The following is a 14,653-nucleotide window of genomic DNA, read 5'->3' as shown; positions in this document are numbered from 1 at the left end:
CTCAGGCCTCCTGCCACTGGCTGCGCAAACGTGCGCGCACGTCCCGGGAGGCGCTGCGGTTTTCACCGCCCAGCCGCGATTGCAGGTCAGTCGAATGGCCGATATCGCGCACCGCCTCGGCCAGGCAGGCGCGAACCTGCGCAATATCGCTGGCACTCGGCGCGTCGGCGCTCTCGACCTGGAGGCTCCGCCACAGCAAGCCCAGCGAGGCATAACTGGCGAGGTCATAGGCCATCGGTGGCACCTCGGCGGCCAGCGCCTCGAGCTGTTCGACACTGCGCAAGGTAATGCGCGCCGCCGCCGCCTTGCCCATGGCGTGCACCATCACCCCGCTGTCATCCAGCGCGATCAGCCGTTGCGCCTGGTAGCCATGGGCCAGGAAGGCGCCGGACATGGCCTTGCCGACCAGCAGGCCTATCACTGGGTGCCCCGCCAGGCGCGCCTGGGCGTAGGCCTGCACGGCAGCGGCCAGTGCCTGGTGGATACCCAGGGCTTCTTCACGGCGGCCATAGGCCTGGCTCGGCACATCGATGATCGCGACGATGGCCCGTTTCTCGCCTTCGCGGTCCAGCGCCATCGCATCGCTCACGGCCTTGGCCAGGCCCCAGCCTTCCAGCAGGCCGACCTCGCCCGTACGCGCCCGTGGGAACGGGTTGTGCGCGTCCGGTACCACGGCGATGAAGCGCGCCAAGCGGTTATCCAGTTCGCCGTCGACCACCTGCAACGAGGCGGGATAACCCGCCAGCGGTTCGCCACCGGCCATGCCCGGCAGCCAGTTCAGGGCACGGTTCATCAGGCTTCTCCTTGATAGAGGGCACGCACGGCAGCAGCGTCCAGTTGCGGGCAATCGGCGCCCAGGCTGGCCAGGCGCTCCAGGTACCAGGCATGGCGGCCAGCGCGGTTGGCCGATGGGCTGTCCAGCAGTTGCAGCAACTGCTGGCGGATGCGGTCGACGTCGTCTGCCACATAGGCATCCACCAGGCCGCTGGCATAACGTTGTTCGCCACCGGTCAGGCTCCAGATGAAGGGGCGGTCCTTGGCGTCGTACTCGGCGATACCCGCCTCCTGCTCGATCACTTGCGGGCCGTTGAGGCCCAGGCGTGCTTCACGGGTAACCAACAGGTGGCTGCACAGCCCGGCCGCAATGGACATGCCACCGAAGCAGCCGACCGAGCCTGCGATCAGGCCGATCACCGGTTGATGGGCGCGCAGCTCGACGATCGCTGCCTGGATTTCGGCAATCGCCGCCAGCCCGAGGTTGGCCTCTTGCAGGCGCACGCCACCGGTCTCCAGCAACAGTACGGCGCAGGTGGGGATGCCGTTGCGGTTGTCCTCGATGGCCAGCTCCAGGGCGCCGGCAATTTTGGCGCCGCCCACCTCACCCATGCTGCCGCCCTGGAACGCGCCTTCGATGGCGGCGATCACCGTGTGGCGGCCAGCGAGCAGGCCTTTGCCGATGACCACGCCGTCGTCGGCCTGGGGCACGATGCCCTGGCGCGGCAGCCACGGCGACATCAGGCGGTCGAATGGGCCGAGCAGTTCACGGAAACTGCCTGCGTCGAGCAAGGCGCGGGCACGCTGGCGGGCGCCGAGCTCGACCAAGCTGCGGCTTTGCAGCAGGCGGGCGGTGTCAGTCATGGGCAATCTCCTCGAAACCTTGCTCCAGGCGCAGGCGCACGACCCCCGGGGTGGCGCCAAAGTCGTGAATGTCGATCTTCACCGCGGGCAACGTGCGGCCATCGAACAGGCGCTGAAACAGCTGCTGCCAGCGTGCGCTGCTGCCGTTGACCGAAGTGACCACCTGGATGTCCAGGCGGCCGGCGCTGCCGGGCTCGATCAGCACTTCCAGGTCGCCAGAGCTGACGCAGCCGACCAAGGTGCGGCCACGGCCTGGCTCGGCGGCGGGGAATTGAAAGTTCAAGGTTTCCATTTCACAGGCTTCCGGCTTTGTCGAGGAACAGGCAGGCAGCCAGCAGATCGGCGGCGCCGCCCGGTGAGGCGTTCAGTTGCAGGAGTTGCGCTTCCAGTTGGCGTAGCTGGCGGCGGCCGTCGAGGGTGGCGCTGCCACCGGCATCGAGCACCGCGCGGGCGCCCGCTTGCAGGGTTTGCAGGCCTTGCGGGCCGGCGCGCCAGAGCACGCAGGTGTCGCTGAGCGCGGCCATGATCGCCAGCAAGGCATCCAGCCGAGCATGGCTTTCGCTGGCACCGTTGGCGCGGCTGCGGCGCAGCTGTGGCAGGCCGTGTTCGAGCACGGCGGGGAAGCCTTGCTGGGCCTGTTCGCGGGCACCGCTGGCGCCGTAGCGGTGGCGGACCTGGGTGCCATGGCTGTGCTCGGCAGGCGCCACCGGGTCGTCGATCAAGGCGATGCGCCCGGCACGGGCGGCAACTGCCAAGGGATCGGATTTGGCATCGAGGGCTTGCGCGGCCACCAACAGGCCAAGGGCCCAGATCGCACCGCGATGGGTATTGATGCCGCCGGTGGTGGCGAGCATGGCCTGTTCGCCTTCGCGGCCGATACGACCCAGGTCGGCGCGCAGCAGTGCTGTGATCTCGCCATGGGCCTGCGCGGCCTCGGCCATCTGGCGCAGACAAGGCCACAGGGCCAGCGCCGACGCGTGCATCAGGGCCAGGGTCATGTCGCTGTGGGCGCCACTGCTGCGGCGATCGACCAGGCCGGGCTTGGGCGACAGGTCGGCTTCGTCGATCAGGGCCTCGGTTGCCAGATCGGCCAGGCGCTCAGCCAAGGAGAGCTGGGTTTGCTGGGCTGGCCTTATCGCGGCTGAAGCCGCTCCTACAGGGGTTGCGTAAGCCGTCATTTACCAGCTCCTGAACCGTGCGGGCGGGTTGTAGAGGCCGCCGGACCACTCGACCAGGTCGGCAATGCTGCGCGCGGCGAGCAGCTCGCGGCTGGCGTCGGTGCGGCGGATGCCAAGGTCCTCGGGCAAGGCGATCAGCCCTTGCTGACGCAGGCGCAAGGTGTCCTTGGGATCGTGGCGCAGGCCGATGGCGGTGACGCCGGCCACGGCGGCGATCATCTGTTGGCGCTCCTCCAGGCTGCGCGCCTTGTACAGGTATGCGATGCCTTCCTCGGTGAGCAGGTGGGTGACGTCGTCGCCATAGATCATCACCGGTGCCAACGGCATGCCGGCTTTCTTCGCCACTTCCACCGCGTCGAGGGTTTCGACGAAGGTGGGTTTGCCGCCTTCCTGATAGGTCTCGACCATCTGCACCACCAGCTTGCGGCCACGCTCAAGCAGGGTCTCGGGCACCGTCATGTCGAGCCAGGCCGGGGTTGCATGGCGCCGGCCGCGAGGGTCGTGGCCCATGTTCGGCGCCCCGCCGAAGCCCGCCAGGCGGCCACGGGTGACGGTCGAGGAATGGCCGTCGCCGTCGACCTGCAAGGTGGCGCCGATGAACAGGTCGACCGCGTACTGCCCTGCCAGCTGGCACATCATGCGGTTGGAGCGCAGCGAGCCATCGCGGCCGGTGAAGAATACGTCGGGGCGCTGGGCGATGTAGTCCTCCATGCCCAGTTCGGTGCCGAAGCAGTGCACGCTCTCGACCCAGCCGGTCTCGATGGCCGGGATCAGTGTCGGGTGCGGGTTGAGGGTCCAGTTGCGGCAGATCTTGCCTTTGAGGCCCAGCGACTCACCGTAGGTAGGCAGAATCAGCTCGATGGCGGCGGTGTTGAAACCGATGCCGTGGTTCAGTGACTGCACCCGGTGCTTCTCGTAGATGCCGCGGATCGCCATCATTGCCATCAGTACATGCACCGGCTTGATGTGGCGCGGGTCGCGGGTGAACAGCGGTTCGATGTAGAACGGCTGGTCGGCGACCACCACAAAGTCGACCCAGGACGCCGGAATATCCACACGCGGCAGGTCGTCGACGCGGTCCACCAGCTGGTTGACCTGGGCGATCACCAGGCCGTCGCTGAACGCGGCAGGTTCGACCAGCGCCGGGGTGTCTTCGGTGCTGGGGCCGGTGTACAGGTTGCCCTCGCGGTCGGCCATGAAACCGGCGACCAGGGTGACATTGGGGATCAGGTCGACCAGCAGCCGCGAGTACAACTCGATATAGGTGTGGATGGCGCCGACTTCGAGCAGGCCGTCTTCCAGCAGCTGGCCGATGCGCAGGCTCTGCGGGCCGGCGAAGGAGAAGTCGAGCTTGCGGGCGATGCCGCGTTCGAACAGGTCCAGGTGCTCGGCGCGGCTGACGCTCGGCATGATCATGTGCAGGTCGTGCAGGCGCTCAGGGTCGGCCTTGGCCAGCGAACGCGAGAGGAAGTCGGCCTGCTTCTGGTTGTTGCCTTCGAGTACCACCCGGTCGCCGGGGGCGATCAGCAGTTCCAGGGCTTCGACGATCCGCTCGGTGGGCAGCACCACTCCATCGGCCAAATGGCGGACGCGGTCCAGGCGGCGCTGCTTCTCGGCGCGCCGCCTGGACCATTGCGGCGGTGGATTCTTCGTTATGATCATTGGGTGACTCCACGGGTTCGCTGTCGTGGGGGCACATTAGGGCGGGTGGGAGTGGGGGATCAATCAAGCTGGGGGGGTGATCGTTACGGTCAGGGTAATGAAAGTTAGGCTTCGATGTGTTGGCCTTGGGGTCTTCGGCGCCTTTTAGACCGTGCGCCGCGCGGGCGGCGCTCGATCTCACAGGCGCTGAATGGCTCAAGGCAAAAACGCACGATCCCCCTGCAGATTTGTCCATTGTGCAGGATAATTTCGCATGCCAGGATCCAGCGATCCTCCAGCGCACTCCAGACTTCACTTGGAAAATCAATAACAAAGCAGGGAGAACGCGATGACCGCGCACGCTCATACCTCGGCAACGGCTCATGTACTGGCCGAGGTCCGCAATCAGATTGGCCACCTCACCCTCAACCGCCCAGCAGGCCTCAACGCCCTGACCCTGGACATGGTGCGCAGCCTGCGCCAGCACTTCGACCAATGGGCCGAAGACCCTCAGGTGCAGGCCGTGATGCTGTGCGGCGAAGGGCCCAAGGGCTTCTGCGCCGGCGGTGATATCCGCTCGTTGCACGACAGCTACAAAGCCGGCGAAACCCTGCACGAAGACTTCTTCGTCGAGGAATACGCCCTGGACCTGGCCATCCACCGCTACCGCAAGCCGGTGCTGGTGCTGATGGACGGTTTCACCCTCGGTGGCGGCATGGGCCTGGCCCAGGGCTGCGACCTGCGCATCGTCACCGAACGCAGCCGCCTGGGCATGCCCGAAGTCGGCATCGGCTACTTCCCGGACGTTGGCGGCAGCTACTTCCTGTCGCGCATCCCGGGTGAACTGGGCACCTACCTGGGCGTCAGCGGCACCCAGATCCAGGCCGCCGATGCGCTGTACTGCGGGCTCGCCGACTGGTACCTGACCAGCGACAAGCTCACGGCCCTGGATGAAGGCCTCGACCAGCTGCGCTTCGGCGCCCACCCGCTCAAGGACCTGCAAAACCTGCTGGCCAGGCTCGGCAGCCAGGTGTTGGACAATGCGCCGCTGCAGAAGCTGCGCCCAGTCATCGACCATTTCTTCGCCCAGCCCGACCTGGGGGCGATCATCGAGCAGTTGCGCGCCGTGAGCATTGGCGACAGCCACCCTTGGGCGATAGCCACTGCCGACCAGCTGGAAAGCCGCTCGCCGCTGGCCATGGCGGTTACCCTGGAGATGCTGCGCCGCGGTCGCCATCTGGCGCTGGAGGATTGTTTCGCCATGGAGCTGCATATCGACCGCCAATGGTTCCAGTACGGCGACATCATCGAGGGCGTGCGCGCCCTGATCATCGACAAGGACAAGCAGCCGCGCTGGAACCCGCCGACCCTGGCCGGGTTGTCGCGCCAGCGGGTCGACCAATTCTTCGAAGGCCTGTGAGCCCGGGAGTACACAGATGCAAGACCTGGAACTGAGCGAAGAACAGATCATGATCCGCGACATGGCCCGGGACTTCGCCCGTGGCGAAATCGCCCCGCATGCCCAGGCCTGGGAAAAGGCCGGCTGGATCGACGATGGGGTGGTGCGCAAGATGGGCGAGCTCGGGCTGCTCGGCATGGTCGTGCCCGAAGACTTTGGCGGCAGCTACACCGACTATGTGGCCTATGCCCTGGCAGTCGAGGAAATCGCCGCCGGTTGCGGCGCGACCGGCGCGATGATGAGCATCCACAACTCGGTCGGTTGCGGCCCCCTGCTCGCCTACGGCACGCCCGAACAGCAACAGGACTGGTTGCCGCGCCTGGCCACTGGCGAGGTGATCGGCTGCTTCTGCCTGACCGAGCCCCAGGCGGGCTCCGAAGCGCACAACCTGCGCACCCGTGCCGAGCTGGTCAATGGCGAGTGGGTGATCAACGGGTCCAAGCAGTTCGTCAGCAACGCCCGCCGTGCCGGCCTGGCCATCGTGTTCGCCGTCACCGACCCGGACCTTGGCAAGAAAGGCCTTTCAGCGTTCCTGGTGCCAACCGACAACCCGGGCTTCAAGGTCGACCGCAGCGAGCACAAGATGGGCATCCGCGCCTCCGACACCTGCGCGGTGACCTTCGACAACTGCCGTATCCCGGCAGCCAACATCCTCGGTGAACGTGGCAAGGGCCTGGCCATCGCCCTGTCCAACCTCGAAGGCGGCCGCATCGGCATCGCCGCCCAGGCCTTGGGCATCGCCCGCGCGGCATTCGAGGCTGCACTGGTGTATTCGCGTGATCGCATCCAGTTCGGCAAGCCGATCAACGAGCACCAGAGCATCGCCAACTTGCTGGCCGACATGCAGGTGCAGGTGAACGCTGCGCGCTTGCTGATCCTGCATGCCGCGCGGCTGCGCACAGCGGGCAAGCCGTGCCTGTCGGAGGCTTCGCAGGCCAAGCTGTTCGCATCGGAAATGGCCGAGCGGGTGTGCTCGATGGCCATTCAGGTGCATGGCGGATATGGCTACCTGGAGGACTATCCGGTCGAGCGCTACTACCGCGATGCGCGCATTACCCAGATCTACGAGGGGTCGAGCGAAATCCAGCGCATGCTGATCGCCCGCGAACTCAAGCACTACCCCTTGTAATCCCTCTCAATGGCGCTGCCTGAAGGTTTCCGAAGGCAGCTCGCCAAAGCGCTGGCGATACACCTCGGAGAACCGCCCCAGGTGCAGGAAGCCGTAATCCATGGCCAGCTCGGTGACGCTGCGCACCGCGCAGCTGCCATCGCTCAGGCACGCATGCACACGCTCCAGCTTGCGCTGGCGCACATACTGTTTGGGTGTGGTGCCCAGGTGCCGATCGAACAGTGCATATAGCGAACGCACGCTCATGCAGGCCTGCTCCGCCAGCGCCTCGGCGGCTAGCTCCAGTTTGAGATTGCGGTCGATGTAATCGAGGATCCGCTCCAGGCTCGCCCCCGGCGTACCCAGGCTCTCCCGACGGATATTGGTGCTCATCAGGGTCATCAGCTTGCTGGCGACGATCTGGCTGTAATGGCCCTGTACGCGCGGCAGCGAATCACTGACTTCGGCTTCGTGGCACACCATGGCCAGCAGGTTGACGAAGCCATCCAGCTCGTCCAGCCGGTAGTGGTTGCGCAAGAACCGCACGCCGCCGTCCGGGCGCTGCCAGCGCTGTTCGTCGCAGATGGTGTCGAGCAGCCGAGTCGGCACCTTGAGGATGAATTTCTCGCAGTCTTCGGAATAGGTCAGGTCGACCGGGTCGTCCGGGTTGATCAGCAACAGCTCGCCGGGCACCAGGTGGTGCTCGCGCTGGTGCCCGCGCCACAGGCAGTTGCCGTTGAGCAGCACCTGCAGGTGGTAGATGGATTCCAGCGCCGGCGAGGTGACCCGCACACTGCCGCCGTAGCTGATACGGCACAGGTCGAGTTCGGCGAACTTGCGGTGGCTGAGGCTGGCCTGCGGGTGGGTGGTGCGCGCCAGGCCGATGCAGTGCTGGCCGACGTGCTGGTTGACGTAGTCGGACACCGCATAAGGGTCGGCGTGATGGAACACGCTACTGCGCTCGCTCAGCAGGCGGCTTTCCATAGGCAAGGCACTCGGTATCGTTATTGTTCTGGGCGCCGCTTCCTACTGGCCCCGGGGCCTGTGGATGCGGTCGTTCACGGTCATTCTATCGGGCCGCGGTCGGGAATCTGCGGGCAGCTGACCACTGGCGTACAAGTCACACACTAAGCAAAAAGGCGGGGGTTGGGCAATGAGATGTTCGGATTGGGTGGGCGGATAGCGGACGGCGGCCTAGCATATCCGGGCGATTATCGAACAGCATAAATTTTTTTGTCTTGCATGCAACACCGATATCGAAGGGTACAAACAAGGCGGACACTGTTGGCCTCACAGGCGTAATTGGCCCGAAACAGATGTAGGAGCGGATTTATCCGCGATGCACCGCGCGGGCGGCGCTCGGTCTCACAGGCGCCATAGAACCCAAGGCGTCCACCTTGTCGCCATGATGCAAACTCAAGACAGGCCCCCGGCAGCCCCAACGCAATCTCAATCGCAATCAATCCCCTGTCATCGCACCTTCCCGATTCTTGACTAGCCGCGGCTGTCGGCCATTTGAAGAGGGCCGGCAGGTGCTCGCCGCACCCTGTTCGGCGCCTATGAGACCGAGCGCCGCCCGCGCGGCGCATCGCGGATAAATCCGCTCCTACATCTGTTTCGGGCCATTTATTCCTGCACCTGTTGCGCGCGGCCCCCTTTGCCTCACTGCACCGGCAGGAAATTCATCAACAAAAGGCTCTGCGCGTAATTCAGGCCGATTCGCCGATACCGCTCATCCAGCAGCTCCGCCAGCAGATCCAGCCGCGCCACGATCTTGCCGAATTCCACGGCAAAACTCAGGTTGCTGCCCTCCTCCGATATTTCATTGGAGAACAGCAACAGCACCCCGTTGGCATCCTGGCGCTGGCTGAGCATCCACGTTGCCTTCTCGATATTGCGCGCCGCGTTGTTGACGAACAGCGGGTCGATGGTATCGGTCATGTAGAACTCGGTACGCCCGCCATGCGCGGTGATCAGCATGCTGCCGATGGCGTAGATGAAAGCGCCGACCCGGTCGCCACGAAATTCCGGGCCCAAGGCATAGCTCAGGGCGGCGAGGTCGCGGCGGTTTCCCAGATGCGGCAAGGGCTGGCGCTGTTCGATGGCGATGCGGATCTGCCGCTCGGCCGTGGCGGCGTCGAGGTAGCCGGACATCTTCAACTGGTTGGGGTTGCGCAGGTACAGCTTGTTCATCAGCAGGTACAGGCTCTGCAGGTTGTCACGCATGGCCAGCGTGGCCATACGATCGACACTGGTCTGGAACAGCTCGCTGGGCTTGCCGTCGCCGAACTGGCTGACGATGTCGTGGCCTTGCTGCTGGCTGCAACCAGTCAGGCCTATCAGGGCGCCTGCCAGCAGCAGGCGTGGGAAAAATCGGGGATTGCTTGCAACCATCGGCACCGGGTCGATATTCGGCGGCCGCACCGGGGGTCAGTGCGGCCTGACCAAGCATAGAGCCCGGAAATCGGAAAAAGTGCGGTGATTGGCCATTTGGGATACCTGTGCTGGCCCCTTCGCGGATAAACCCGCTCCCACAGAGACAGCACAGCATTCAGAAACTGTGATGTACCTGTGGGAGCGGGTTTACCCGCGAAGGGGCCAGTACAGCCAACACATCAACTACATGGCGTGACGCAACATCTCCACCACCTGCGCATGCAACACCGGATCACCACAAGCCACCACGCACCCACCATTCTGCGCGCTGCTGCCATCCCAAGCGGTGATCACCCCGCCCGCCCCTTCGATGATCGGCATCAGCGCCTGCACGTCATACGGCTGCAGGCTCGCCTCGACGATCACGTCGACAAAGCCTGAGGCCAGCATGCAATAGGCATAGCAATCACCGCCGTAGCGCATCAAGCGTGCCTTGCCAGCCACGGACTCAAACGCAGCCTTGCGCGCGGCGGTGTCGAACATGTCCGGCGTGGTGCACATCAGCGTGGCCGCAGCCAGGTCGGCGCAGGCACGTGTCTTCAGGGGCGTGCCGCTGCGCCATGCACCTTGCGGGGTGCCCACGAAGCGTTCGCCGGTAAACGGCTGGTTCATCACCCCCACCACCGGCCGTGTCCCATCGTTCAGGGCAATCAACGTGCCCCACAGCGGCAGGCCGGTGATGAAGGCCCGGGTGCCATCGATCGGGTCAAGCACCCAGGTCAGCGGGCTGCTGCCCACCGCCACGCCGGCCTCTTCACCGAGAATGCCGTGCTCCGGGTAACGCGCCTGGATCAGTTCACGCATGGCATCCTCGGCCGCCTTGTCGGCCACGGTCACCGGGTCGTACAGGCGCCCGCCCTTGTCCTCGACCTCCAGGCTGGCCCGGAAGTACGGCTTGATCGCCAAAGCAGCAGCATCGGCCAGCTGCTCGGCGAAGGCTTGGAATTCGCCGATCTGTTCAGCGCTCAGGGACATGGGGCAGGCCTCGTGGAAAATGTCGGGGCTGCATCATACCCGACAACCCGCCAATTACACCGCTGTCAGGTGCTCATAGAGAATGGTCGTACCCACCAGCATCAGCACGATGCCCCCCATGATCTCGGCGCGCTTGCCCACCACCGAGCCCAACGCTCGCCCGAGCATGGTGCCGATCGTCACCATGGTCATGGTTGCCAGGCCGATCGCTGCTGCCGCTACCCAGATGTTCACATCGACGAACGCCAGGCCGATGCCCACCGCCAAGGCATCGATGCTGGTGGCCACAGCGGTCACCGCAAGGATCCAGAACGAGTGCTGGCTCTGTTTCTGTTCCTCTTCGTCATCCGGTTTCAGGCCGGCATGCACCATGTGCGCGCCGAGCAGCAGCAACAGGGTAAAGGCGATCCAGTGGTCCCACTGTTCGACATACTGGCTGGCCGCCTGGCCCAGCAGCCAGCCGATGACCGGGGTGATGGCCTCGATGACGCCAAAGATCAGGCCGGTGCGCAGGGCCTCGGCCAAACGTGGCTTGTGCAGGCTGGAGCCCTTGCCGATGGCGGCCGCGAAGGCATCGGTGGACATGGCGAAGGCGAGAAAGACAAGGGAAATGGGATTCAACGATCAGACTCCAGCCGGGCAACGAGTCAACGACAGACGACCTGCAGGCCCGGCTTGGCTGCAGGAAGGTCGTTGGTCTCGCCAATCCGGGTGGATGCGCTGGCCATGGCAGGTTGCCAAATATGTTGACCAGAGCGCCTTCGCAGGGTGCGAAGGCAGGCTACTCCCCAAAGAGTGGCGCGATGATAGCAGCGCCAGGTGAAAAAAGCATGATGGGTTTTGCCTGGCGCTAGCGGGTCTAGACTGTACAGACCAGATGACATGGCATGAACCGGGGGGCTGCCACACGTGGAGGTGTGCGATGAGCCAGTTCAAGCGTCTGTTCGTCATGCTCGGCCCGCAAATGCGCCATACCCCGGCACTGCAGCGCGCAGCGGCGCTGGCCGAGTCCAGTGGCGCGCTGCTGGATATCAATGTGTTCGTCGACGATGTCGACACCTTCGGCCTGATGAGCGATGGCCACGAGCGTGAGCGGCTGCTCGCCGACAACCGCCAGTGGCTGGCCGACGAGGCCGAGCAGTTGGGCAACGCCGGGCTCGACGTTTCCACCGAACTGCTGCTGACACGCGACCCGCTGGGCAGTGTGCTCGAGCGTATCGAACAGCTGGGTTGCGACCTGTTGATCAAGGACGTGCAGCACGAACCGGTGCTCAAGCGGCTGCTGGTTACCCCACTGGACTGGCAATTGCTCAAGGAAAGCCCGGTGGCCGTGCACCTGGTCAGCGACATCCGCCTGCCACTGCCCCGACAGATTGCGGCGGCGGTGGATCTCAACTGCCACGGTGCGGGCGAACACCTGGACGATCAGGTGATCCACAGCGCCCATGCCCTGGCCCTGCAATGCAATGCCGAACTCCACCTGCTGCATGTGTGTGATGCAGCCAAGACCCATATCGCCGACTTTGGTGCTGGCACCGTCACCATGCCGGGGTTCGATACCAGCGTGCGCACGGCGCAGCGGGCGGCGTTCAACCGACTGGGCGACCACCACCAGATTGCGCTGGAGCGGCGGCATTTTGTGGAGGGTGCGGCGATCCGGGCGATTGCCCAGTTCGTCAGCCACAGCCGGGTGGATGTGATCGTGATGGGCAGCCATCGGCATGATGCGATGCAGACGTTCCTGGGTGGCACCACCGCGCATGTGCTGGAGCATCCGCTGTGCAATGTGCTGGCGATCAAGGGCACCCGCTGAATCTTGCACTGACCGCACTGGCCTTTTCGCGGGTAAACCCGCTCCCACAGGTATACCAACAGCTTGAAGAGCTGCGAGGGCCATGTGGGAGCGGGTTTACCCGCGAACAGGCCGGCAAAGGTCATCACATGGTATCTGGCACACCAGTCCTAATTAAAAAGAATGCATTTGATAATGATTCGTAGTAGTTTTCCGGCGCTTCCCCCACCTTCCTTCAGCGCCCTACTCCAGGATCGTACCGTCGATGCGTCGCACGTTCGTTTCGCTTTGTGTGCTTCAAGCTATCTCCCCGCTGGCCTTTGCCGAGCCTGAACCGCTCCGCGACTCTGCCCAGATCGAACTCCAGGCCCTGAACATCACCAGCAGCGCCGACAGCGAGCGCGCCGATGGCCCGGTGGATGGCTACAAGGCCAGCCGCTCGGCCAGTGCCACACGCACTGACACAGCCCTGCACGAGACCCCGCAATCGATCAGCGTGGTGCCCAAGGATGTGCTCGAAGACACCGGGGCTACCCGCCTGCAGGATGGCCTGGACTATGCCGGCGGCGTCGGCCGCGCCAACAATTTCGGCGGCCAGGGCCTGACCACCTTCACCGTGCGCGGCTTCACCACCGGCGAGTTCTACCGCAACGGCTTCCCGATCAACCGCGGCTACCCCAACGCCCCCGACGCCAACACCGTCGAACGCCTGGAAGTGATCCGTGGCCCGGCCACCAGCCTGTATGGCCGTGGTGACCCCGGCGGCACCTTCAACGTGGTCAGCAAGCAACCGCTGAGCGAGCCCAAGGTCACCCTCGGCAGCCAGTTCGACGACCAAGGCATGCACCGCGCCACCCTCGACGCCACTGGCCCGCTCAACAGCGACGGCTCGCTGGCCTACCGCCTGAACGTGCTGGGCGAAGGCGGCGAGAGCTTCCGCGACGACGTCGAGAGCGAACGCTACGACGTCGCACCGGTGATCAGCTGGCAGGTCAACGATGCCACCAAGGTCATCTTCGAAGGCGATTTCATGCGCAACAACCACCCGCTGGATCGCGGCCTGACCCGCCTGCCTGGCCAGCTCGGCACGGCTTCGCGCGACACCAACATCTGGGAAAAAGGCAGCGACAACCTGCTGCACAACGACAACAACATGGCCCAGTTGCGCTTCGAGCACTTGCTCAATGACAACTGGACCCTGGGCGGCGGCATGCAATGGCTGGACGGCTCGCTCAAGGGCAATGCCGTGGAAGCCAACGGCCTGCAGGCCGACGGCCGCACGCTGGGGCGCAACTTCAACCACCGCAAGCTGGAATGGACCGACCGCGACTACCAACTCAACCTCACCGGCCACTTCGACACCGGAGGCTTCAGCCACACGCTGCTGACCGGCATCGAGTACGAAGACTACGACTACAACTCGATCATCCAGCGTTCGGCCGCAGGCGCCAATGCCTACCCGATCGACATTTTCGACCCAGTTCTGGGCCAGCCACGCCCGGCCCTGACCCGCACCACCACCCATGACAAGGAAAACCTCAAGACCTGGGCGGCTTTCATCCAGGATCAGGTGGCCCTGACCGAGCGCCTGAAAGCCCTCGCCGGGGTACGTTTCGAGCGCTACGAGCATGACTACGACAACAAGCTGAACAATGCCGGTGACTTCAACAAAGGCGAGAACGGCGTCACCCCACGCTTTGGCTTGATCTACGACCTGACCGATACCGTTGCCGTCTACGCCAACACCGCGCGCTCGTTCAAGCCCAACAGCGGCGCCAGCCTGCAAGGCACGGGCTTCGACCCGGAAAAGGGCAAGTCATACGAGTTGGGTGTGAAATGGGAGGCGCTGGACCGTCAGTTGAGCGTGGACGCGGCGATCTACCACATCGTCAAGGAAAACGTGCTGACCCGCGATCCCAACGACCCGAGCGGCACCTACAGCGTCGCTGCAGGCGAAGTGCGTAGCCGCGGCCTGGACATCAACGTCGCAGGCAACCTGACGCCGGAATGGCGAATGATCGGCGGCTATGCCTACGTTGACGCCGAGGTGACCAAGGACAACAGCATCCCCACCGGCACCCACCTGGCGAACATCCCGCGCAACAGCTTCAGCCTGCTCAATACCTATGAGTTCCAGGACGGGCTGGCCAAGGGGTTGGGCCTGGGGGTTGGCGTGAAGTACGTGGATGACCGCGCCGGGCAGACGGCGGCCAGCACCTACACCATGGAGCGCTACAGCGTGGTCGACCTGCTGAGCTTCTACAAGGTCAACGAGCACGTGCGCTTGAACCTGGATGTGAAGAACGTGTTCAACAAGGGGTATGACGAGGGCGCATTCAATACCTACGTCTATCCAGGGGCGCCGCGCACGGTGCAGGCTGGGGTTTCCTACACCTTCTAGAACACTGGGGCCGCTTTGCGGCCCC

The 14,653-nt window shown here is 64.6% G+C and carries 13 protein-coding genes; 4 read left to right on the top strand and 9 right to left on the bottom strand.

Features of this window, described 5'->3' with window-relative positions:
* Position 1 precedes the first annotated feature (1 nt).
* The 5 genes from mdcE to mdcA are packed head-to-tail and all read right to left on the bottom strand — an operon-like array spanning position 2 to position 4,478.
* Complete coding sequence (mdcE, locus tag ACIPZ5_RS10675) at positions 2 to 793, bottom strand: biotin-independent malonate decarboxylase subunit gamma (RefSeq protein WP_400808444.1); 792 nt, start codon at positions 791 to 793, stop codon at positions 2 to 4.
* Positions 793 to 1,638, bottom strand: a complete 846-nt coding sequence (locus ACIPZ5_RS10670) for a biotin-independent malonate decarboxylase subunit beta (RefSeq protein WP_400808442.1) — start codon at positions 1,636 to 1,638, stop codon at positions 793 to 795. Before ACIPZ5_RS10670 ends, mdcE begins: the two co-directional genes overlap by 1 nt.
* Positions 1,631 to 1,930, bottom strand: coding sequence for a malonate decarboxylase subunit delta (locus ACIPZ5_RS10665; protein ID WP_060484751.1), 300 nt, complete (start codon positions 1,928 to 1,930; stop codon positions 1,631 to 1,633). Before ACIPZ5_RS10665 ends, ACIPZ5_RS10670 begins: the two co-directional genes overlap by 8 nt.
* 1 nt (position 1,931) lies before the next feature.
* Positions 1,932 to 2,816, bottom strand: a complete 885-nt coding sequence (locus ACIPZ5_RS10660) for a triphosphoribosyl-dephospho-CoA synthase (protein ID WP_400808438.1) — start codon at positions 2,814 to 2,816, stop codon at positions 1,932 to 1,934.
* The gene (gene mdcA, locus ACIPZ5_RS10655; protein ID WP_400808436.1) at positions 2,817 to 4,478 is read right to left on the bottom strand and encodes a malonate decarboxylase subunit alpha; all 1,662 of its coding nucleotides are present in this window, start codon (positions 4,476 to 4,478) and stop codon (positions 2,817 to 2,819) included.
* Positions 4,479 to 4,806: 328 nt separating this feature from the next.
* Between mdcA and ACIPZ5_RS10650 the strand changes: the two genes are divergently transcribed.
* The gene (locus ACIPZ5_RS10650; protein ID WP_400808433.1) at positions 4,807 to 5,877 is read left to right on the top strand and encodes an enoyl-CoA hydratase/isomerase family protein; all 1,071 of its coding nucleotides are present in this window, start codon (positions 4,807 to 4,809) and stop codon (positions 5,875 to 5,877) included.
* A gap of 16 nt (positions 5,878 to 5,893) precedes the next feature.
* A complete protein-coding gene (locus tag ACIPZ5_RS10645; RefSeq protein WP_400808431.1) occupies positions 5,894 to 7,045 on the top strand; it encodes an acyl-CoA dehydrogenase family protein in 1,152 nt (383 codons plus the stop codon).
* Between the two features lie 6 nt (positions 7,046 to 7,051).
* Here the strand turns inward: ACIPZ5_RS10645 and ACIPZ5_RS10640 are convergent, their stop codons facing one another.
* The 4 genes from ACIPZ5_RS10640 to mntP form a co-directional block, all read right to left on the bottom strand.
* Positions 7,052 to 8,008, bottom strand: coding sequence for an AraC family transcriptional regulator (locus ACIPZ5_RS10640; RefSeq protein ID WP_400808428.1), 957 nt, complete (start codon positions 8,006 to 8,008; stop codon positions 7,052 to 7,054).
* Positions 8,009 to 8,686: 678 nt separating this feature from the next.
* Complete coding sequence (locus ACIPZ5_RS10635; RefSeq protein WP_400808425.1) at positions 8,687 to 9,418, bottom strand: hypothetical protein; 732 nt, start codon at positions 9,416 to 9,418, stop codon at positions 8,687 to 8,689.
* A gap of 225 nt (positions 9,419 to 9,643) precedes the next feature.
* Positions 9,644 to 10,435, bottom strand: coding sequence for a histidinol-phosphatase (gene hisN / locus ACIPZ5_RS10630; protein WP_400808423.1), 792 nt, complete (start codon positions 10,433 to 10,435; stop codon positions 9,644 to 9,646).
* Between the two features lie 54 nt (positions 10,436 to 10,489).
* Positions 10,490 to 11,056: a manganese efflux pump MntP gene (mntP, locus tag ACIPZ5_RS10625; protein ID WP_261940118.1), complete on the bottom strand. Its 567-nt coding sequence runs from the start codon at positions 11,054 to 11,056 to the stop codon at positions 10,490 to 10,492.
* A gap of 301 nt (positions 11,057 to 11,357) precedes the next feature.
* On the opposite strand from mntP, the gene ACIPZ5_RS10620 reads away from it, so the two are divergent.
* Together ACIPZ5_RS10620 and ACIPZ5_RS10615 are read left to right on the top strand one after the other, a co-directional pair.
* Entirely contained in the window at positions 11,358 to 12,248 is an 891-nt protein-coding gene (locus tag ACIPZ5_RS10620) for a universal stress protein (protein ID WP_261940119.1), read from the top strand.
* 244 nt (positions 12,249 to 12,492) lie between these two features.
* Complete coding sequence (locus ACIPZ5_RS10615; RefSeq protein WP_400808418.1) at positions 12,493 to 14,628, top strand: TonB-dependent siderophore receptor; 2,136 nt, start codon at positions 12,493 to 12,495, stop codon at positions 14,626 to 14,628.
* Positions 14,629 to 14,653 lie beyond the last annotated feature (25 nt).

This window comes from Pseudomonas sp. NPDC089428 (assembly GCF_044749325.1).
GTDB lineage: Bacteria > Pseudomonadota > Gammaproteobacteria > Pseudomonadales > Pseudomonadaceae > Aquipseudomonas.
The sequence above is the reverse complement of the archived record's forward strand: the minus strand, read 5'-3'. Positions and strand labels throughout refer to the sequence as shown.

What these genes read in the sequence shown, in the direction of transcription:
- mdcE (WP_400808444.1), bottom strand. Translation starts at nt 793, where the DNA reads ATGAACCGTGCCCTGAACTGGCTGCCGGGCATGGCCGGTGGCGAACCG.
- ACIPZ5_RS10670 (WP_400808442.1), bottom strand. Translation starts at nt 1,638, where the DNA reads ATGACTGACACCGCCCGCCTGCTGCAAAGCCGCAGCTTGGTCGAGCTC.
- ACIPZ5_RS10665 (WP_060484751.1), bottom strand. Translation starts at nt 1,930, where the DNA reads ATGGAAACCTTGAACTTTCAATTCCCCGCCGCCGAGCCAGGCCGTGGC.
- ACIPZ5_RS10660 (WP_400808438.1), bottom strand. Translation starts at nt 2,816, where the DNA reads ATGACGGCTTACGCAACCCCTGTAGGAGCGGCTTCAGCCGCGATAAGG.
- mdcA (WP_400808436.1), bottom strand. Translation starts at nt 4,478, where the DNA reads ATGATCATAACGAAGAATCCACCGCCGCAATGGTCCAGGCGGCGCGCC.
- ACIPZ5_RS10650 (WP_400808433.1), top strand. Translation starts at nt 4,807, where the DNA reads ATGACCGCGCACGCTCATACCTCGGCAACGGCTCATGTACTGGCCGAG.
- ACIPZ5_RS10645 (WP_400808431.1), top strand. Translation starts at nt 5,894, where the DNA reads ATGCAAGACCTGGAACTGAGCGAAGAACAGATCATGATCCGCGACATG.
- ACIPZ5_RS10640 (WP_400808428.1), bottom strand. Translation starts at nt 8,008, where the DNA reads ATGGAAAGCCGCCTGCTGAGCGAGCGCAGTAGCGTGTTCCATCACGCC.
- ACIPZ5_RS10635 (WP_400808425.1), bottom strand. Translation starts at nt 9,418, where the DNA reads ATGGTTGCAAGCAATCCCCGATTTTTCCCACGCCTGCTGCTGGCAGGC.
- hisN (WP_400808423.1), bottom strand. Translation starts at nt 10,435, where the DNA reads ATGTCCCTGAGCGCTGAACAGATCGGCGAATTCCAAGCCTTCGCCGAG.
- ACIPZ5_RS10620 (WP_261940119.1), top strand. Translation starts at nt 11,358, where the DNA reads ATGAGCCAGTTCAAGCGTCTGTTCGTCATGCTCGGCCCGCAAATGCGC.
- ACIPZ5_RS10615 (WP_400808418.1), top strand. Translation starts at nt 12,493, where the DNA reads ATGCGTCGCACGTTCGTTTCGCTTTGTGTGCTTCAAGCTATCTCCCCG.